Here is a 21,029-nt window from a genome sequence, read left to right as displayed (position 1 = left end):
GTAACGCACAAAAAAAGCAAAGCCACATTGTGTCTCATGTGGCTTTGCTTTTTATACGGGATTTTTTTTTATCCGATTTCTATTATCACATCATTAGTTAAGGGATGGCCTACACAATTTAGCACATATCCTTCTTCTAACTCCGCTTCAGACAACCCCTCTCGCTCATCCAGGTGCACTTTACCACTGAGGCACTTGCCTCTACAGGCTGTACATAGGCCTGCCTGGCAGGAATAAGGCAAGTCAATGTTCTGCTCCAAACCCGCTTCCAGTATAGTCTGGTTCGGCTTCACCTCTACATTGTATTCAGCACCCTCATAAATAAGCTTTACTGTCTGGGTTTTAATCTCTCCATCATCCGCTGTAGCACTTACATCTCCATGATGCTCTTCCTGGTCTTGCTGGATTAATTTGCTGCTCACAAAGCTTTCTCTGAAAACCCGCTCTGCGGGCACATGCAATACCTTCAGGGCTTTGTCCACCTCGTCCATCATTCCCTCTGGCCCACACATGTAATATAAAGCATCAACAGGTTTTGTAAGCTGTAGCCGCTCCAGAATTTTAATAACCATGCTCTGGTTCATACGCCCGTGGTGCTCATTGTCCTGCGTAGGCAGACTAACTGGCTCCTCCTCTTTGGGTTTTACCAGTTTCAGGCGCTCCAGCAAGCTTAATTTCTTCTTGGGCTGGTTACTTTGTGGCTGGCTGTAAATGTACTCTACATGCAGCCGGCCTTGGTTTGCCTCTTCCAACTGCTTCAGTTGCTCACTAAAAATAACAGCCTCTTTATTGCGGTTCCCATATAACAAGGTAACCCGGCTCTGTGGTTCTTCGCGCAACACTGCTTTTAAAATAGAAATTAGCGGGGTGATACCACTTCCTGCACCAAACAGAATAATGTTGCGGATATTGCTGGTTTCGCAATTGAGGCAAAAATTACCAATTGGTTCCATCACCTCAATATTTTCACCTACTCTTACGTTATTGAGCAAATGGTTTGATACTAAACCACCATTTACACGTTTAACAGTAACAGATAAACGTGGGGCTTCCTGTGGAGTGCTACTGAGAGAGTATGATCGGCGTATTTTTTTGCCATTGATGGAAAGTATCAGCGTCAGGAATTGACCAGGTTTATAGTCAATTATTTGCTTAGCTGGGTGTTCGAGATGAAGGGTAACGGCATCGGCTGTTTCCTGTGTAATCTCTACCACTTTCAGGTTATAATATTGGCTACTCATTATAATATGCTTACTATATAATTTAATACATTGACTATCGTTTTTCGACTGAAAGTTACGACTTTATGTTATGTTCACGGAAAGAACCCTTAAAAAAGTAGCCACAAAAGACGAATCAAGCGTATTGTTTATAAATCCGGTAATATTAGCAGTAGCAGATATAAAAAAATACATGCAACTTTACAGCATGCTGTACAGCCAGAAGTAATGAGCTTTCATGTCTGGTAGCTCATACCTGCTTCCTATTACAACTCAATCACTTAAAAACAAGATGCTTTACAAACTAACACTAAAGAACTGTGAAAAAACCGTAGTTGTAGATGATCGAACCTACGAGTATATTCAGAACAATGCTTACCTCCAGCAGATAGAATTTCTGAAGCACCTTCGCATCCACTCCAACGGTTACGCCTTTTTCCAGAAGAACTGGCCACTAAAAAGTGGCAAGTACAAGAACGAAACAATTTATCTCCATAAAATGATCGGAGAGCAGTTGCTTGAGAAACCAGAAAGCAACAACAAACTCTATGTTCACTTCAAAAACGGGAATAAGTTAGACTGCCGCATTGAGAACCTTGAGTGGGCACCGCTTTGTAAAATTGTTCGCAACACAACCAAAACCGAAAATAAACTCGGGGTACGTGGTGTACATAAAGAAGCTCAAAAGTATCGCGCTATCATTCACTTCAACAAACAGCGCATTAACCTAGGCACTTTTGAAACACTACAGGAAGCAGCACAGGCTTATAGCAAGAAGTCAGAAGAACTTTTTGGCAAAACTAAAAGCCTGAAAACACTTTCTAAGGCAATGCAGGAAAAGTATGTTGAAGAACTAAGCTAATTCTTCTTATACTTGCAAAGGTGGTAACACTACCCACCTTTACTTTTATGCTAAACTCAAGTAACCTTAGTGAAACCCTAAGCAGGCATAGCCATGCTTTTGCCCCTGTATTAGATGCTGATTTAAATGCAGCAGATGTTTGCGCACTGGACTTTTCTGCCGCAAACGAGCTACTGCGCCATATTGACCTTAAAGATACAGCTACTTTTAACGAAGCTGTGCAGCAAATGCTACAGCTTCAGAAAGCAACAATAGGGGTAGGCGGTTATATGGAGAACAGATCGATATATAGCCGCAGTTCACATTTCGATAAAGAAGCCAAGAGCCGCAATCTTCACTTAGGCATTGATGTCTGGTTGAATGCTGGTACAACTGTATTTGCACCTCTGGATGGGGTTATACATAGCTTTCAGGATAATGCTAACTTTGGCGACTACGGCCCTACTATTATTCTGGAGCATGAGTTAGAGCATGTAACGTTTTATACGTTATATGGCCACCTCACACGCACTTCTCTGGAGGATTTACAGGTCGGAAAACCTATCAAGAAAGGAGACAAAATTGCGGAGGTTGGTCCTTTCCCGGAAAATGGTGACTGGCCGCCACACCTGCACTTCCAGGTAATAAGTTCTATGGAAAATAAATCCGGAGATTACCCAGGAGTGGCCATGCTAACTGAAAAAGCTACCTATCAACAACTTTGCCCTAACCCTAACCTGATACTGCAGTGCCGGCACTTGCCTCTGTAGTTGTCATTCCTTTATTTTTTGCCCATCTTTAGGCTTTGGCATAAATATTAAGGGCGTGCCAGGCCTTTTTTATTTTCTTACATCACTTTTAATTTTATGTTCGAGTTCGACAATCTTGGGCAATTAAGCAATTCTATAACTGATTTTGTAGTACTGTATGGCCTCCGGCTGCTTGGCGCCATACTCACCCTTCTCATAGGGCTTTGGGTAATAAACCGCATTGTTCAGGTTACTTACAGCCTGATGCAACGCAAAGATGTAGATATTTCGCTACGTCCGTTCCTGAAAAACCTGCTATCTATAGCGTTGCGCATTTTACTTATTATATTAGTTATAGCGCAGCTTGGTGTTGAAATGACTTCTTTTATAGCCGTGTTAGGCTCGGCTGGTCTGGCTATTGGCCTGGCTTTGCAAGGCAGCCTTTCCAACTTTGCAGGTGGAGTGTTAATCTTAACCATCAAGCCTTTTAGAGTAGGAGATTTTATTGAGGCACAGGGTCAAATGGGCACTGTACACATGATCAACATCTTTAACACAGTTATAAAAACGGGCAACAATCAGGTTATTTATATGCCTAATGGCCCATTAGCAAATAGCGTGGTTGTAAACTATTCGGTGGAGCCAACTAGGCGAATGGAGTTCAACCTGGTAATCAGCCCACAAAATGACCTTAGTGCTGTTAAACAGCTGCTGCAACAGCTAGTCGATACTGATCAGCGTATTCTCACAGACCCAGCCCCTTTTATTGCCGCTACTGGCTTTACAGAATATTCTATAACGATCAGCATGCGCCTGTGGGCAAAAAAGGAAGAGTTCTGGCCGCTTAACTGGGAGATGACTGAACGTATAAAAATTGCTTTTGAGCAGAATGAAGTTAAAATGCCAGCGCCAATTCAGAAGCGTGAGGTAATTAATGTGCAGCAGGCATAGGAAAGCTTATTAGCTCATTTTTACAAACTAAAGGCACCTAACAAAGACCTTTATCTAGACTTTGTTAGGTGCCTTTAGTTGTGCGTTTTCTAAAAAATTAGTAAGCAAAAATTGATAGGGGCAAGTTTCACAAGAAAAAGACGCTACAAAACTTCAGATACAGAGCTATCTATTATTAATCAAACTTAATAGCTTTTACTGGTTTAATACGTGCCACCATAGAGGCAGGAATCAGAATAGCTAGCATTGTCAGTAATAGAGTAATCACATTTAAAATAATAATCATCCCTATATTCCAACTTATCGGTACGGTGTCCATATAATAGTTGTCCGGGTCAAGCGGTATTATTTTAAAATAGTCCTGAATAGCACAAAAACCAATTCCAATCAGGTTTCCCCATAGTAAGCCTTTAATTGTGAGGTTAAGCCCTCTGAAATAAAATACTTTCCTTATCTGGTTATCTGTAGCTCCTACCGCTTTTAGTACACCAATCATATTAATGCGCTCAATAATCATAATAAAAACGGTAGATACCATATTGAAGGTAGCCACAAAAATTATCAGAATAAGGAAGATGATTACGTTCTTACGCAAAAGTTGCAGCCAGTCGAAAAGCTGTGCGTGCCGATCAGTTATTTTCTCTAGTTGCAGGTCATAATTCATCTGCTCAAATACTTGGTCTGCCACTTGGTCTATCTGGTCAAAATCCTTCAGCACTATTTCAACGCCACCCACTAATGTGTCCGGCCAACCATTCAGGTCGCGTATCAGTTGTAGGTCCCCTATCACAAAAACCTCATCAAACTCCTCTAAACCTGTATTATAAATCCCGGTAACGGTTAACTTCCTGGCACGCGGCGGATTCTGGATAAAGTAAAAAATGGCATCATCCCCTACACTAAGCCTAAGTTTACTGGCAATGCGCTGGCTTATCAGGATTTCTTTTGATGAGGCTGTATCGTTAAATGTAATCAGCTTTCCTGCTTCCAGATTCTGCTGCATTGCTTGCAGGTCATAATCTTTCCCTACCCCTTTTAGCACTACGCCCAGTACTTCATCATCTGTTTTAATAATAGCTGTTTTGCGGGCGAAAGATTGAATATGCTTAATTCCTGGAATAGAGGCAGTATCACTGATTCCGATTGTTCTGCTTATTGGTGCCCCTTCAAAAGAATTGTTCGTGTCATACTTACTCACCTGCAGATGTGAACTAAAGCTGAAGATCTTCTCCCGTATCTCATTTCGGAAGCCTTCGAGTATGGCAAACGACACAATCATAATACCAATGCCAGCTGCTATGCTGATAATTGCTATTTTTGTAACCGACGAGGTAAATGAGCCGGCTTGTACTTCTGATATCTTATCGGATATATATTTGGAAATATTCACTCGCCTTTTTGCTAAACTGCCTTAAAGATAGGTATGAATTTTGACTTCTTTCTTATTACTATGATACAGCCCCTATTTATACTTTACACTTCGCTTCTGCTTGCACTGGGCAGCTGCTCTCAGTACCAACCCTCAACTGCTGCCGATGCGATAGTAGTAATTGATTCCACAGAAACAGCTAGTGCATTGCCCCAGACACAGCCATTGAAGACAGGTGCTGAAAGAACAGAAATGTACCTGAAGTTGCTCCAGGGCAAACGTGTCGGTATGGTGGTAAACCAAACTTCTGTAATTGGACAAACGCACCTTGTTGACTCCTTATTAAGCCGGGGCATACAGATAAAAACCATTTTTGCCCCGGAGCATGGGTTTCGTGGCGATGCAGATGCTGGTGCCCATGTTAAAGATGCAAAAGACATTAAAACAGGTCTTCCAATTATATCGCTTTACGGAAAAAACAAAAAGCCGCTGCCAGAACAACTGCAAAATTTAGATATAGTTGTATTCGATATTCAGGATGTAGGGGCTCGCTTTTATACCTACATCAGTACGATGCATTATGTAATGGAAGCATGTGCCGAAAATAATAAACCGCTACTTATACTGGACCGCCCAAATCCGAACGGCCACTATGTAGATGGCCCTGTGCTGGAGCCTGCCCTAAAATCCTTTGTTGGAATGCACCCTATACCTATTGTACATGGGCTAACAATAGGCGAGTTAGCTAAAATGATAAACGGAGAGAAATGGTTAGAAGGACAACGTCAATGTAAAGTAACCATCATTCCTGTTGTCAGTTACACCCACAATACAGCTTATACTTTACCTATAAAGCCATCTCCGAACTTACCTAATGCGCAAGCTATAGCACTTTATCCATCACTGTGCCTTTTCGAGGGCACTAGTGTAAGTGTAGGTCGTGGTACTTCTTATCCTTTTCAGGTAATTGGAAGCCCATACTACAAGCACAAAGATTATTCTTTTATGCCTGAAAGTATGCCAGGAGCCGGAGACCCTCCTTATAAGGGACAGAAGTGCTATGGTTTAAACTTGACAGACACTGAAATGGCTCAACCTTTTACGCTTACTTATGTGCTGGACTTTTATAAGAACTCCACCAACCAGGACAAGTTTTTTAACAGCTTCTTTGAGAAGTTAGCAGGCACACCACAGCTTCGCGAACAAATAAAAGCAGGTAAGACCGAGGCAGAGATAAGAGCCACTTGGGAACCTGCACTTTCAGATTATAAGAATATGCGTAAGCAATATTTACTTTATTCAGATTCAAAATAAAACTATGCCTAAAAATCTCCGCATCGTGTTTATGGGTACGCCTGATTTTGCCGTGCCTACCCTGCAAGCACTTGTTGAACATAATTATAATGTAGTTGCTGTTATTACCGCACCAGACAAACCAGCTGGTCGTGGGCAGAAACTAAATCAGTCGCCTGTAAAGGAGTATGCTGTGTCGCAAAATATTCCGGTGCTACAGCCAACCAACCTGAAATCGGAAGCTTTTCTGGAAGAGTTACGCAGCTACAAAGCCAACTTACAGGTTATTGTTGCTTTCCGGATGTTACCAGAAGTAGTGTGGTCCATGCCTGCCTTGGGTTCTTTTAACATACATGCTTCGTTATTACCACAATATCGTGGAGCTGCTCCTATTAATTGGGCCATTATTAATGGTGAAAAAGAAACGGGCGTTACTTCTTTCTTTTTGAAACATGAGATTGATACGGGAGACCTCATTTTTCAAGAAAAGGTGCCAATATTAGAAGAAGACGATTTTGGTAGTCTGTACGAGAAGCTGAAGCATGAGGGCGCTAAGCTGGCTGTTAAAACTGTACAAGCTATTGAAGAAGATAAAGTTCAGTCGCAAGCACAGCTAACTTCGGCAGAGACAAAACATGCCCCTAAAATCTTTAAAGACACCTGCGAAATAAACTGGAACCAATCAGCTCAGCAAGTACGCGATTTTGTGCGTGGCCTTTCTCCCTATCCTGCCGCTTGGGCACGTTTTAATGAAAAAAACTTTAAGCTGTTTAAAGTAGAAGCCCTAACTGACACAGCGTACTGCCTGGAACCTGGCCAGATTGAGACAGATAACAAAACTTATCTGCATGTGCAAACCGCTGCTGGAGCCATTGCAATACTTGACCTCCAGATGGAAGGAAAGAAGCGTATGCCTGTACAGGATTTGTTGAGAGGTTACAACTTTAACGTATAATAAAATGATAGCTATAGTAGTAGCCGCCGCTGAGAACAACACCATTGGCAAGAACAACGAAATGCCCTGGCATCTTCCGGCAGACCTGCGCCATTTCAAGGAAATCACGATGGGGCACCCTATTCTTATGGGTCGAAAGACTTTTGAGTCCATTGGCAAGCTTTTACCAGGGCGCACTTCCATCATCATTACAACACAGAAAGATTATAAAGCAGAAGGTTGCATAATTACTCATACGTTAGAAGAAGCCATTGAACGAGCCAAAGAACTGGATGAGCAGATATGTATCATCGGTGGTGCGAAAGTTTATAAGCAGGTACTCCCGTTGGTTGATGTGATTCACTTAACCAGAGTGCACCAAACTTTTGAAGGTGATGCCTTTTTCCCTGAGTTGGACATGGATGAATGGCAAGCAGTATCGGAACTGCATCATGAACCCGACGAGAAGAATAAATACAGCTATACTTTTTTGGAGCTTCACAGAAAGTAGCTAAACAGGAAAGGCAGCGACTAAACGCTGCCTTTCCTGTTTAGCTACTTTTACACTGTTTCACACTTAGCGCAAAATATATAATTTGCCATAGCCGTTTTTAAAGGCTTTGTCGCCAAAGGTGTTGCGGTGCTTCATATCCTCCACTCCTTGCTGGCTCATTACCACACGGTATAAATAAACGCCATTGGCTAATTTGTCTCCGTACATATCGGTGCCATCCCAGGCATATTCCGATTTGTTGTTGCCTATACGTATGGGACCAATTTCTTCTTTCATGATCTCTTTTACCACTTTACCAGTTACAGTCAAAATCTGAATTTTGAAGTTATCCGGAATGGTGGCACCAGTTAGTGTAAATATGAAGTTAGTCTTGGTGGAGAAAGGGTTGGGGAACGGGTAAAAGTTTGTCACACTGGACTCATTGACCACCTCAAAACTTATTCGATATGGAGATACTCCGGATAGCTTACCGGTTACATCACGAGCTTTCACCTCCACAGTATATACGCCATCTTCTAGTTTCGATGGTTTATACTCCAGCTTAAAGTCATTCTTTTCATCTGCCGGATAATATCTAACCTCAGAATTAGACATCAAAGGCACCTCCTGACCTTCGCCTTGTGGATCAATCATGATAACAGACATAGCAGAAGGATCTTGCAGGTAAACGCCCTTACTCTCGTCTTTCAATGTTATACTGATCGTAGGACTTGGCGCTACCAATTCTCCATCCATTATATGTATACCGTCAAACGCAACGTCTAAAATGGGGTGAAGCCTGGCCTTAACATTGAAAGGCACCTCATATACATTATTAAAATAATACTGTTCCTGTTGCACTGTCGGATTCACATACATACTTAGCTGATAGCTCCCCTCCAGTTCATTAGTTAGTAAAGTATAATTGAAATAAGCTGTTTTATTAGCAGTTAAAGGTTCAACTTTAAAACTATCAACCCGTGATTGAATGCCATTCCCAGTTAACGTTACCTTCACCAGCAAGGAATCAGTAAAAGCTGTGTTGGAGATATTTTCAAACGCCATTGGTAAAGAAAGACTTCCTTTATCTGCTTGTTCAGATAAAGTTTCTTCGTTTACCTGTACCAGATCAGGCCTAATAACGCCTTCTGGCACTGCATCATAATACACAAACCATTCCTTGAGCTGTGGAGCCGTACGCTCCGTTTCATCGGACAAAAACACAGACAATTGCAGTTTTGGGTATGTTTTTGCATCAATCGCTGAAAGGTCAAAAGCTTTAGTATTTACTTTCTCGACCAACACCTCTTGCTGCCCTGTTGTATCAATCCCTGTTACACTTAAAGTATACTCATCTTCGCCACCTTTATACTCTTCTACATTATGATACAGGGTTCCCCAATTTAAAGCAGGCCCTATAACAGCAGAAGTAACTGTGCCTGACTGCTGATTGGCACTAAGGATTGTCTGAAGTGATATATCCTGAGATAAAGGAGAAAGCTCATCATCTAAAGAAGCAGTAAGTTCATTTGCAGTACCCGGTGTCCCCCCCTTTTGTCCTACAATTGCAAAAGGATAACCATTTTGAAGGTTATCAATTGCTTCGGAGCCAATGCTTTTGAAAGCATTTTTAAGTTCCGCCGTAAAACTACCATATGGAACAGCATTGATACCAATGGCGGCAACATAATAACCATCAGGTACAGCTTTTAAGAAATTCTCCAGCTTAATTCTGTTTGCTACAGTTCTCATATCTCCAAACTCATATAGCTCCGGCATATATGAACAGGCTCCAGAAGAAAAAACACCTGAAACAGTTGTTAATGATTTGTTGTCAATAGCAACTAAATAAACTCTTGGAGTGGCGCTTCCTGCAGGATTACTACATTGCGCTACCACCATAGGCTTTCCATTGATGAACAATCCATAGGAGGTTTCTTCAAACCTTATGTTACCACCAGCTGTTCTAATAGCAATTTCCATTTGCACAGGATCAAAAGTCCATTTTATATTCTCTTTTCCTGTGTTTGTTACTTTATCTGTCTGAACTTCATCAAACTGTCCGTAGTGGCTCTGAGACCATCCGCTTTTCCCGTTAGGGACATACCTGAAAGAGCTTTCGGCCCAGACAGTATCTTCTTCTGCCTTAAAAGTATTAAACCTTGCCCGCCAATAATAAACAGTACTGTCACTAGTTGTAACACTAGGTAATGTTACCTCCCATGTTGGTAAGAGGGAGCTATTAGCCGTATAAGATTGCTTCAGATTGCTGTTAAAGGCTTGTGTGGTATCCAGTTCAAAATAATATTCAGCTCCTGTAATTTGGTTCGTACTACCCTGTGCAACCAGTTTTACTTTATTTGAATTAACTATTCCATATTTAGACGGGCTTAATGTAAGTAAATTACTGGAAGGGAAATAATACTGATACTTCTGAGCGTTGTTACTTTCATCTAACTCTTCAATTTCATTCAAACCATCAAGTGTAACCTCAAAAGAGTTCATGCCAATTGCTGTTACTCCTTCGTTATCGATCTCCAAACGAATAGTATCATGGCTTTGGATCGAATTAACTACAAATGGCTCATAATTTATAACAGTAGTTTGATCAGCCAGTGTTCTGTTAACCTTCACAGATACCGATTCAGTTATAACTTTCCCTAAGTTGCCAACATTAACTTTAAGAATAAATTTGGGAGAAGATGCAGTTACAGCACTTCCGTCCTCATTCTTGATGGAGAAAGCATTTTCCTTTATATAATAGTCTGGCTTCTCAGGAGAGTAAAGTTTTATAGCAGGATCTCCTTGTAAAAGCATATTTAGCACCACAGCAGTTGCCATATCGTTAGATGAAGTCTGCTTTACTTTCCGTATTACTTCTTTCTGGATATTTCCTATCGAGCTGCCATATGTTTCCGGATTCTGAAATGAAGCTGTATAGAAATTTGATGTATATAAATGAAGATAACTAGGATAACCATAATCTGTACTAGCAATAAAGGCTATAGCTCCTCTGTTGGGAGTAATCACCCAATCTTCACCAAAAGAGACAGAATTTGGAATAAAGGCATTTCCTATGTTACAGCCATTCAGCAACATTACTGGGTATTTCCCTTTATTTTTATAACCATTTACATCTCTGGAAACAAAGCCTATATCCAGGTCAGTAATGCTTGTTGAACTATGCCCAAAAAAAGTAATTAATGAAAGGCCGGTATTGACTTCCTCTGCAACATTTACAACCTCAACAGCTTCGCTTACATTTTTCCTGTACTTCTCAATTACATTGGCATCGAGCAAAGGCCCTGAAGCAATATTTTTATAAGAGCTTAAATAAGAAGCAATAGTGTTGATTTCAGACACAGTTTTTCCACCACCTAATTGTAAGATGTTCTTTCTCCAGGCAAGGCCCTGTGGCTGGCTTTCATATTCTTTTACCTTATCCAGATAATTCATTACTTCACTTGCTGATGTGGCAGGTATTCTTCCTGTTGGCACCTGAGGCACAAAAGAGTTATTTCTAAAATCAGCTGAGAAAAAAACATCTGAAGCAGGCACACCTCCTGTGGGAACTAAATCTAAAGCGGCTTCCCCAGAACTTCTGTAATTAATTCTGTCATATTCAAGCCCCTTGCCGATTATAAATAGTTGCTTGGCATTAGATGACGAACTCATAAAGCTCAGGAAATGCCTTACAGCATTAGCAGAATGTTCACCATAATGAAACTGGTTTACTATATCATCAATAAACACTAATAAAGTATCGTAATTTCCTCCAGCCTCAGAAGCTCTGTATTCAGCATAAGCCTTAGGAGCCGGCAAAGTATAATCGCCAACTTGCTGCATCAGGCGCTTATTTGTAAGCACAATGTAATTATGAGCAGCAGGATTTATATTTCTAAAACTGATTCTTTTAGCTACTGGTGGCGTGAGAGCTTTCGAGGCATCGGCAAGCAGTATTTTATGAGTTCTACCATCCTCAGCTCTGATAACATAACCACGGTTTGATGCTGCATCATATCCAAGAGTGCGCACAATATTTTCCAGATTTGTAACATCATAAGCAACAGTTGTTGCGGGAATGTTGCCAAACTCAAAATAAGGAGTGGTTGAACGGGTAGAGTCTGTATAAAGAACCATAGGATTACCCGTAAATAGGGGCTTTTGTGGGTAAGTTACAATACCATAAGCAAAGCTAATAGCATTTCCTTTTGTGGTTGTAGAAACAGGAACAATTTGAAGAGTTACCTGTCCATTAGCAACCTCGCTAAAATTAACAATCTGTTTATCAACCTCATGTGCAAAAAAATCATACTGATAGGTTTTTAATTTTCTTGTAGTTCCTCCAGATGTAACATTAACATCAAGAGTATGGTATTCCTGATAAGCTCCAACTGTAGCAAATTCAACTACAGGTTTAGGCCCACTCGTTTCAATGTTTTTAATACCTGTTATTGAATAACTTCTAGCACCAATCCAACGGTTTGACATATACCCTTCCCCTTGATCCATCCATGGCATTGCATTCTCTCCATATAGCTTGCCCCGAAAGTAAGTTTCATTCAGTACAGTAACAGCTTTTTGCAAATGATACGACTCTGGAATGCGCCCATTTACAGCAGGGTTAGTCTCACGCATACGTTTTCCCCTTTCTGGAGCATAAGTAAGAAAATAAGCAGCTGTATCAGTATAAAGGCTCCTTAGCTGATGAACTTGGTCAGCTGGGTTCTTATAAAGTTCTTGGTCTAGTGCACCGTCATTTTTCTCGCCAAAAAATTCTATATAATCCTGCGTGTCTAGTTTACCGTCACTTTCCCCTGCTATATAAATAGCTACTTCTTTACCTCTTCTGTACAATTGTAAGTTTTGCGGGTTAATGTTCGCAAGACCTAAGTTACTGAGGTAGTCATAATCTAATTTGTAAAGCCCGGTCTCTGCTATTCTTATTTTATAATATGTTTGAGAATAGTTTATCCACTCATTTCCATACGCATTCTGTGCCTGAACAGAACTACCTGCAAGGCTCAAGAGCAGCAAGGAGAAAGAAATAAAGAAACGCCTGTATTGTAAAATAGTATGCATTGCTGTTTGGCTAAACAGTTTACTTTAATTGAAAGAATACCCTAGAGAAACTATGACTGAGGAAGTGCTAGTGCTGGAAATAGCATTACTCTCTTCGTCACTAACACGCGACAAAGCGAGGTCGAGGTTAAAACCATTAGTTTTGAAGCCAATGCCAAAATTTGGCTGCATATGCTTGGCAGTACCACCATCGAAACTTTTGGTCTCCTGGTAGTTGTTAATACCTCCACGAACAAAAATGGTATGAGCATAGGCTAACTCTAATCCCATATGTGGGTCTACCGAAACAACATCGGATTTTAACAGTACATTGCGTTTGCCATCAAAAGTAAAATCTATATCTGTGGCTAGCAGGGCAGAAAATTTGTCGTTAAACTCAAAGTTCTTAGCGACACCTAACACCAGTCTTGGTAAAGTAAGCTCTGCTGTATTTTCCGGCAGTTCATTCCCCGTTTGATAATAAGCCTCTTCGAGCGCCTCTACATTGTGCATCCAAGCAGTGAAAGTGGTGGTTACGTCTTTTGCCATAAGTCCAAACTGCCAGCTACCCCGTTGCAGTTGAGCCCCGGCATCTACTCCAAAGCCCCAGGCATTGGCAAACTCCCCCACATTACGGTAAATGATTTTTGCAGAAGCTCCTAAACTTAACCCTTCTATTAAGGTGCTGCGGCGGGCATAAGACAAAAGCATAGCATAATCAGCCACTGAAAAAAATTTAATACTGTCGTACTGAATATAGCCATATTCATTCTGCAGGCGGCGAGTGTCGGCAATATCGTCCACACCAAGTCTTATAACAGATATAGCTAATGCACTACTGGAATCCAGAGGCATGGCAAAACTGGCAAAATCGTTTTTCGCTATTCCTGCAAAAAGTTCGGAGTGCATCAGTGTCACGTTGTACTTGTCTTTGAGCAGCAGAAGCCCTGCAGGGTTCCAGTAGCCAGCTGTTGCATCGTTAGCGATAGCAGCCTGTACATTGCCCATACCCAGGGCACGCCCTCCTACTCCTATGTTAAGAAACTCATTGCTGTACTTTGGGGTGAATACTTGAGCTGAGGCAGCAGAGTAGCCAAACAGTATAAAAACAGCTACCAAACAGCGAAAGGTAAGTTTTGTCATTACTAGTAAACGTTATCGCATTCTCCCTAAAATATAATTATTAAAATCATATAAACTCCTCCGTTCTTCTTTCCGGAAGCAAAAGCGTCCCCTCTAACATCAAAAGGAACAGATTAGTTAGCAAGTATGCAATCATGTATTTTGTACAAAACTAATCATTTACAACAATAATCAGCATCCTTGATAACTATAAAAAGGACTGCCCGTAAATATTTTTATACAGTACCTTGCTTTACATAGTACCTTATAATATCTTTGACCAAAGATTAAATGAAATCATCATGAAAGTTGAAAACACACAAGTACAGATGCGGAAGGGTATTCTGGAATTCTGTATTCTGGAGATTATCTCTCGTGGTGAAGTATATGCGTCTGATATGCTGGAAGAGCTTACAGCGGCTAAAATGATTGTTGTAGAGGGCACGTTGTACCCACTGCTCACCCGCCTAAAGAATGCATCACTTCTCGATTATACCTGGGTTGAATCCACCTCCGGGCCACCCCGGAAATACTATACACTAACTGAAACAGGCCGCGAATTTTTAGAGCAACTCCGCGAAACCTGGCAAGAACTGGTTAACTCAACTGAACATATCATCCAAAACAAGAAAGATCAGCAGTCATGAAAAAGAACATAAGTATCAACCTGCAGGGCATAATCTTCCATATAGAAGAGGATGGATATGAGCAGCTGAGCAGATACCTGGCCTCTATCCGGACTTATTTTTCTAATTATGAGGGGCATGAGGAAATCATAGCTGACATTGAAGCTCGTATTGCAGAAATATTTTCTGCCCGCCTGTCTCCAGGCAAGCAGGTTATTACAATGGAAGATGTACAATACCTGATAACCAGAATGGGCAATGTAACAGATTTCGAGGTAGTAGAGCCAGTAGAAGCAGAGATGCCACCTTACTCAGCAACAGACACAACTACTGGAACAAACCCTGAAACTGAAACCGAAACCGAAGCTGGACCGGAGGAAGAAGCTTATTCTGAGCCAAGGCATAAAAAGCTGTACCGCGATATAAACCGCAAGGTAATAGGAGGTGTGTGTGCCGGTTTAGCCAACTACCTGAACATTGACATTGTCTGGGTAAGGCTATTTTTCCTGTTCCTGCTTTTTGTTATTGCACCGTTAACAGCAGGCATATCAGCAGCTCCCATTGTCATAATTTACATTATATTATGGATTGCCCTGCCTGAAAGTGCGCATCTTCCTGAAACCAAAGTTAAAAGACTGTACCGTGACCCTGAAGATAAAAAGCTTGCAGGAATAGCCAGCGGCTTAGGTAAGTATTTCGGGGTTGATGTATCCGTAGTACGTATTCTGTTTTTAGCCTCTGTCCTGCTTGGAGGTTCTGGTGTAATCATATACATTATTTTATGGGTAGCAGTACCTGAAGCTGTTACCCTTACAGAGCGTATGCAAATGCAAGGCGATCCGGTTACATTAGCAGGTATAGAAAAAATGCTCCGGGACAACCTTAATATGAAAGGGCCGGACGGAGAAGAAAGCACCTTAGCTAAAATTATTCTATTGCCTGTACGCCTGGTGTCTCAGTTGTTTACCTGGTTAGGCCATGCGTTGGGTCCAATACTGGCTTTCCTGATTACGCTGATACGAGTTGGCGCAGGCATTTTTCTACTGCTGCTCTCCATAGGACTTACCATAGCCCTTCTCTCCACGTTTTTTGTATCACTTGGCCTTGTTGACGTATCCTATTTTGACTTTAACGATTTCCCGGCCTCCGTTTATATCGGGGGCTTTCCCAGGCTCGGACTGGTGGCAGGTTTCGTGGTAGGGCTTATTCCCATACTTTTACTTTTCTTTTTAGGCGTTGCCTTATTGTCTAAACGCTTTTTTCTGCGCCCCATTGTAGGCTGGTCTATGTTTGGCGTGTGGTTAGTAAGCTTATGTGTTATGATAGCAACCATAGTTATGTTCTCCAACAACTTCAGACGCAGCGGCGAAGTGTTAACAACAAAGACGATACCCGTAAGTGCTTATGGAAGTTTAACCTTAGATGCTTATGATACCAATAACAGCTACGACCACATATATGTGGATGTACGGGAACATAATGGACAAGACGTTGAGGTTATTCAGCGTGTAGAGGCAAGAGGCCGCACAGAAGAAGAAGCGCAACGTAATGCACACATGGTTTCTTATCGTGTAATTCAGCGCGACTCCGTTATCAGGTTCGACAACAGCTATGAGTTTAGAAGAGGAGCCGTTTATCGTGACCAGGATCTGGAAATAACCCTGATGCTACCTAAAAATAAAAAGCTCCGCCTGACCCGCGGTTTCGTTCATATGTTACCAGGCGCTACTTTTGACAGAGACTATAGTACAAGCAAAATTGTTCGCAATACCTGGCAGGTAAAGGGAGATATGCTGGAGTGTCTAACCTGTGCCAGCGATACGATTTCAACAGATGAAGACAGTTCTTATGATAACTCCGATTCTGACATAGATATAAACCTGACAGGCCTTGATATTGGCAGCAGCGTATTACTAGACGAAGATGCATACAGCAGCAACTCTGAAACATTTAACTTCAATGACTTTGAGGAGATCACCGTCAGCGGCCCCTACCATGTGCAGCTTAAGCAGGGAGATAACTATAGTATCCGTGTCAGAGGTGAGCGCAGTGACTTACGCCGGCTAAAAATAGATCAGGATGAGAATGAGCTTAACATTGGGTACACTGAAAAGTCTATTAACCTTTTTGATAACCGTGAGCCAATACTCGTGCAGATTACAGCACCTAATATTCGTAAAATTGATTTAAGCGGTGCCATTAAAGCAGATGTTGGCAACCTTACAGCTAATGACTTGGAAGTTAATTTATCAGGAGCAACCAAAGCGGTTATAGATGTAAGAGTCCAGAACCTGAAAGTAGATATTGCAGGCGCATCAGCCAGCTCGTTTACAGGTACCACCGAAACATTAGAGTTAGACGCATCTGGTGCCTGCAAAATAGAGGCAGAAGAGCTGCGGGCAAACTCTGTGGATATTGAAGTTAGTGGCGTGGCAGTTGCCAATGTATACGCTACAAATACATTACGTGCAAATGCATCTGGTGCCAGCAAAATAGAGTACAGAGGCACACCGGCCAACGTAACTATTGATACTTCCGGCCCCAGCAAAATAAGCCGTCGCTAATAACTACACCCGGAGCTGCTTTAGCTCTTTAGTAACATGTTAAACCCGACTGAACTAAAACCCGCTCTTGTTCAGTCGGGTTCAGAAACCGCCACTAGTACAAAATAAAACAACCATGAAAAAAGTAGTACTCGCCGTATTTACAATGACTTTGTTATTTTCCTGTGCTACTAAAAACCAAAGCTCATCTGCAACACATCCTCCCTCCGATGCTTCTAAAGTGCAGATACTTATGCTTGGCTCTCTACATTTTAACCAGTTCTACAATAAGGATATCCCAAATAAGAACTTCTTTAGTGATAGAAGACAACAGGAAATAGCTGAGGTAAACCAACTACTAAAGGAGTTTAACCCGGATATGATTATGGTGGAAGTATCCCCAGAGCACCAGGCGGAGTTGGACAGCCTTTATGATCTTTTCAGAAAAGACACTAGCATTTTAGAGAAGCTGGAGGATGGTAGTAGTGAAATATACCAGTTTGGTTTTAAACTAGCAAAGGAATTAGACCATGAACAACTGTATGCTATTAACTACTATAACAGCACCTCTCAGAGCCTTTTAGCTGCAGGGCAGAACTTCAAGACATTTCAAAACGGACTGGAGAACTTTCAGAAATATTCAAGGGGAGTTACAACAGATTTCACAGATGGTAAAACTACTTTCAGGGATTTTTTGATAACGCTTAATAAACCTGAAACAATTGAGTTATCGCACTATCAGTTCTATAACCTACCTGCTTACGTACAAAACGGCTCGTTTAGAAGCTACAAAGGCTTAAACAAAAATGCATTAGACACTACTCAGATCGGTGCTGAGTTTATCAGCCTATTCTACAACCGCAACTTAAAAATATATTCGAATATCCTTAACAGCCAATTAAGAAACCATGGCAAAAGAATATTACTCATTATGGGGCAAACCCATATTGGAGTGTTACAGGATATAACCGATAACAATCCTGGTTTTGAGGTAATTAATGCTAACACCTATCTCAATAAGCCTGCTGCTTTATAAGTATTCATAATATAAAATACTTAAAAGCAATACTAACCTTACAAAACCGTTTAGATGTTGTACCGCCGTTAGTATGCGCTATATTTAATTGTTCAAGGCTTAGTTTATGAAGTTACATTTCCAGGAACAATTGAGCGTTTGTAACTGCGGGAATAGAATACAATTTGTTTAGTTGTTTGACGAGTGAACTTGGCGGAGCCCCATCTGCTTTCCTTTTTCTAAAAGGTAAGCGTAGGCTTCGTCAGGCTCATTTTTCACTTTTCCTTCCAGTATAGCCTCTGTCAGTATTTCTTTAAGTTCTCCTACTGTTTTAGAAGGCTTCAGCCCAAAGGTCTCCATAATTATTTCCCCGGTTATAACTGGCTGGAAGTTCCTGAGTTTATCGCTTTCCTCTACCTCTACCAGGCGCTTTTCAACTTTATCAAAATTCTGCAGGTAGCGCTTTACCTTATTGTCATTTTTAGAAGTGATATCGGCACGGCAAAGCATCATTAGTGCATCTACGTCGTCTCCAGCTTCAAATAACAACCTTCTGATAGCAGAATCTGTAACAGTGTCTTTCACTAAAGCAATAGGCCGCAGATGTAGCCTTACCAGTTTCTGCACAAATTTCATGTGTTCGTTCAAGGGCAACTTTAATTCTTTGAAAAGCTTAGGCACCATGCGTGCTCCCCTGTCTTCATGGCCATGGAAAGTCCAGCCTACTTTCGAAGAATAGCGTTTTGTATCGGGCTTGGCAATGTCGTGCATAATAGCAGCCCAGCGCAGCCACAAGTCTGCTGAAACCTGCGCCACGTTGTCCAGAACCTGTAATGTGTGGTAAAAGTTATCTTTATGTGAGTTACCATTAATGGTTTCCACACCATGCAGTTCCACCATCTTTGGAAAAATAAGGTGCAGCAAACCTGATACGAACAACAGCTTAAAGCCATAAGAAGGCGTTGGCGACAACACAATTTTATTCAACTCATCTGTTATTCGCTCCTGTGATAAAATTTCGACCCGCTCTTTGTAGTCTACAATGGCATCAAAAGTATCTGGAGCAATATCGAACCCAAGCTGGCTGGAAAAACGAATAGCACGCATCATACGCAGAGGGTCGTCAGAGAAAGTTATGCCAGGCTCCAGCGGTGTACGGATAACCTTTTTTTTGATATCCTTTAGGCCATCGAAGCGGTCTATTAGCTCACCATAGTTCTGTTTGTTCAAACTGATTCCCAAAGCATTAATGGTAAAATCTCGTCGCTTCAGGTCATCCTCCAAAGTACCAGCCTCTACCTCTGGTTTGCGGGAATGCTCCCTGTAAGATTCTTTCCTGGCTCCAACAAACTCTACCTCCCAGTCTCCTGCCCGTAGCATGGCCGTACCAAAATTCTTAAAAACAGAAACTTTTGGCTTATTTGGCAACCTGCTTGAAACAGCTTCTGCTAAGGCAATGCCATCTCCTACACATACTACATCAATGTCTTTAGAAGGGCGCTTCAGCACAAGGTCGCGCACAAAACCGCCTATTACATAAGCATCTGTACCTAAATCGGCTGCGGCGGCGGCCACTACTTCAAATATGGGGTGTTCTGGTAACTGTATTTTATCCATTATAAAAAATCAAAAGCCTCAGGTAGTAATTTTATACTGTCCTGAGGCACAAAAGTAGTCAATAAATTGGAAGCATGTAGGCTTAAGCCGCACTGTTGCTACTCCCGCAAAACTGTTGTCTCTCCGTTGGTCTCTATTTTTACCACTCTGGAAGGTTGGGTGTTCATTTCTTCCTCCTGTCTCCAGCGTACTACATAATCCACACGTTCTTTGATTACTTCTGATATTTCAGAAAAGGATTTTGGTGCAGGCTGCCCACTTTCATTCGCAGAGGTAGACACTAAAGGGCGGCCTATCTGCCTGATCAGCCGGTGGCAAAACTCATCATTAACTATACGGATACCTACACTGCCATCTGATGAAATTAATTCCTTTGGCAGATTTCGGGCACCGGGAAAAACATAAGTTGTTGGTCTGTCCTGCTTTTGCAGCATTGCTTCAAAGTCTCCCGGAATTTCTTTGACATACTGCTGCAGCATTTCCAGGTCAGCCACCAGCACAATCATCGCTTTGGCTTCATCCCTGTTCTTTATTTTGAAAATCTTCTTTACCGCATCGGCACTTTCAGCATCACAGCCAATGCCCCAAACCGTATCTGTCGGATACAAGATTACGTTTCCTAATAAGATTTCCTCTTCTGCTGCCTGTACGTCTTTCAGCAATTCATTCATAACGTTTAGTTTTAGTATTACCTTTTTCAGTACTTCTTGCCATTGTCTCTCAGGTTTCAGCGAGCTTCCTGAGTTAGCTCCACCAGCACTCCATTAGCACTTTTAGGGTGTACGAAACACACCAGTTTGTTATCAGCTCCTCGCTTTGGCAGTTCATTCAACAGCGTAAACCCCTCCGATTTAAGCCGCTCCATCTCAGCCAGAATATCATCTACCTCAATGGCTATATGATGTATCCCTTCCCCCCTTTTTTCTATAAATTTACTAATAGCACTATCAGGTGTAACACCTTCTAACAGTTCAATTTTAGTTTGTCCAACTTTAAAAAAAGAAGTATTTACATTTTCAGATGCTACGAACTCTGTTTTATAGGCCTCAACACCCAAAAGTTTACTATATAAGCTATTAGCTTCATCAAAATTTTTAACAGCAATACCTATATGTTCTACGTTTTTCATTTTGAATTTGTAATTAGTCTAAGTAACCTTTTTTCCCTATTTTTGCAACGATTTAAAACTAATAAT

At 41.4% G+C, this 21,029-nt stretch carries 16 protein-coding genes; 9 read left to right on the top strand and 7 right to left on the bottom strand.

What is annotated here, in order from left to right; all coding sequences use genetic code 11:
* Positions 1–68 precede the first annotated feature (68 nt).
* Positions 69–1,241, bottom strand: a complete 1,173-nt coding sequence (locus LN995_RS07620; RefSeq protein ID WP_229959989.1) for a ferredoxin--NADP reductase — start codon at positions 1,239–1,241, stop codon at positions 69–71.
* A gap of 271 nt (positions 1,242–1,512) precedes the next feature.
* Here LN995_RS07620 and LN995_RS07615 point away from each other — a divergent pair, with 271 nt between their 5' ends.
* The 3 genes from LN995_RS07615 to LN995_RS07605 all read left to right on the top strand — a co-directional run bounded on the left by LN995_RS07615 (position 1,513) and on the right by LN995_RS07605 (position 3,761).
* The gene (locus LN995_RS07615; protein ID WP_229959988.1) at positions 1,513–2,082 is read left to right on the top strand and encodes an HNH endonuclease; all 570 of its coding nucleotides are present in this window, start codon (positions 1,513–1,515) and stop codon (positions 2,080–2,082) included.
* Positions 2,083–2,129: 47 nt separating this feature from the next.
* Positions 2,130–2,831: a peptidoglycan DD-metalloendopeptidase family protein gene (locus LN995_RS07610; RefSeq protein ID WP_229959987.1), complete on the top strand. Its 702-nt coding sequence runs from the start codon at positions 2,130–2,132 to the stop codon at positions 2,829–2,831.
* Positions 2,832–2,927: 96 nt separating this feature from the next.
* Positions 2,928–3,761 carry a mechanosensitive ion channel family protein gene (locus LN995_RS07605; protein ID WP_229959986.1) on the top strand — a complete coding sequence of 278 codons (834 nt, stop codon included), beginning with the start codon at positions 2,928–2,930 and terminating at the stop codon, positions 3,759–3,761.
* A gap of 175 nt (positions 3,762–3,936) precedes the next feature.
* On the opposite strand, the gene LN995_RS22025 is transcribed toward LN995_RS07605, so the two are convergent.
* Entirely contained in the window at positions 3,937–5,151 is a 1,215-nt protein-coding gene (locus tag LN995_RS22025) for an ABC transporter permease (protein WP_229959985.1), read from the bottom strand.
* A gap of 60 nt (positions 5,152–5,211) precedes the next feature.
* On the opposite strand from LN995_RS22025, the gene LN995_RS07595 reads away from it, so the two are divergent.
* Genes LN995_RS07595 through LN995_RS07585 form a run of 3 tightly spaced genes read left to right on the top strand, consistent with a single transcriptional unit; the run spans position 5,212 to position 7,868 of the window.
* Positions 5,212–6,444 carry an exo-beta-N-acetylmuramidase NamZ family protein gene (locus LN995_RS07595; RefSeq protein WP_229959984.1) on the top strand — a complete coding sequence of 411 codons (1,233 nt, stop codon included), beginning with the start codon at positions 5,212–5,214 and terminating at the stop codon, positions 6,442–6,444.
* 4 nt (positions 6,445–6,448) lie between these two features.
* A complete protein-coding gene (gene fmt / locus LN995_RS07590) occupies positions 6,449–7,378 on the top strand; it encodes a methionyl-tRNA formyltransferase (RefSeq protein WP_229959983.1) in 930 nt (309 codons plus the stop codon).
* A gap of 4 nt (positions 7,379–7,382) precedes the next feature.
* Positions 7,383–7,868, top strand: a complete 486-nt coding sequence (locus tag LN995_RS07585; RefSeq protein ID WP_229959982.1) for a dihydrofolate reductase — start codon at positions 7,383–7,385, stop codon at positions 7,866–7,868.
* A 66-nt stretch (positions 7,869–7,934) separates the two neighbouring features.
* Here LN995_RS07585 and porU2 read toward each other — a convergent pair whose 3' ends face one another.
* Both porU2 and LN995_RS07575 read right to left on the bottom strand, forming a co-directional pair.
* A complete protein-coding gene (gene porU2 / locus LN995_RS07580) occupies positions 7,935–12,932 on the bottom strand; it encodes a putative type IX secretion system sortase PorU2 (RefSeq protein WP_229959981.1) in 4,998 nt (1,665 codons plus the stop codon).
* Between the two features lie 24 nt (positions 12,933–12,956).
* On the bottom strand, positions 12,957–14,054 hold the full coding sequence (locus LN995_RS07575; protein WP_229959980.1) for a putative type IX sorting system protein PorV2: 1,098 nt from the start codon (positions 14,052–14,054) through the stop codon (positions 12,957–12,959).
* Positions 14,055–14,335: 281 nt separating this feature from the next.
* Here LN995_RS07575 and LN995_RS07570 point away from each other — a divergent pair, with 281 nt between their 5' ends.
* From LN995_RS07570 to LN995_RS07560, 3 genes are all read left to right on the top strand, one after another.
* A complete protein-coding gene (locus LN995_RS07570; RefSeq protein WP_229959979.1) occupies positions 14,336–14,680 on the top strand; it encodes a PadR family transcriptional regulator in 345 nt (114 codons plus the stop codon).
* Positions 14,677–17,223 carry a GIN domain-containing protein gene (locus LN995_RS07565; RefSeq protein WP_229959978.1) on the top strand — a complete coding sequence of 849 codons (2,547 nt, stop codon included), beginning with the start codon at positions 14,677–14,679 and terminating at the stop codon, positions 17,221–17,223. The genes LN995_RS07570 and LN995_RS07565 overlap by 4 nt, the downstream gene beginning before the upstream one ends.
* 115 nt (positions 17,224–17,338) lie before the next feature.
* Complete coding sequence (locus LN995_RS07560) at positions 17,339–18,238, top strand: DUF5694 domain-containing protein (protein ID WP_229959977.1); 900 nt, start codon at positions 17,339–17,341, stop codon at positions 18,236–18,238.
* Between the two features lie 168 nt (positions 18,239–18,406).
* Here LN995_RS07560 and LN995_RS07555 read toward each other — a convergent pair whose 3' ends face one another.
* From LN995_RS07555 to mce, 3 genes are all read right to left on the bottom strand, one after another.
* On the bottom strand, positions 18,407–19,834 hold the full coding sequence (locus tag LN995_RS07555; RefSeq protein ID WP_229959976.1) for a CCA tRNA nucleotidyltransferase: 1,428 nt from the start codon (positions 19,832–19,834) through the stop codon (positions 18,407–18,409).
* Between the two features lie 98 nt (positions 19,835–19,932).
* Entirely contained in the window at positions 19,933–20,505 is a 573-nt protein-coding gene (locus LN995_RS07550) for an L-threonylcarbamoyladenylate synthase (RefSeq protein ID WP_229959974.1), read from the bottom strand.
* A gap of 56 nt (positions 20,506–20,561) precedes the next feature.
* Positions 20,562–20,963: a methylmalonyl-CoA epimerase gene (gene mce / locus LN995_RS07545; protein WP_229959972.1), complete on the bottom strand. Its 402-nt coding sequence runs from the start codon at positions 20,961–20,963 to the stop codon at positions 20,562–20,564.
* Positions 20,964–21,029 lie beyond the last annotated feature (66 nt).

This window comes from Pontibacter silvestris (assembly GCF_020907275.1).
In the GTDB taxonomy this organism is placed as follows: Bacteria; Bacteroidota; Bacteroidia; order Cytophagales; family Hymenobacteraceae; genus Pontibacter; species Pontibacter silvestris.
The sequence above is the reverse complement of the archived record's forward strand: the minus strand, read 5'-3'. Positions and strand labels throughout refer to the sequence as shown.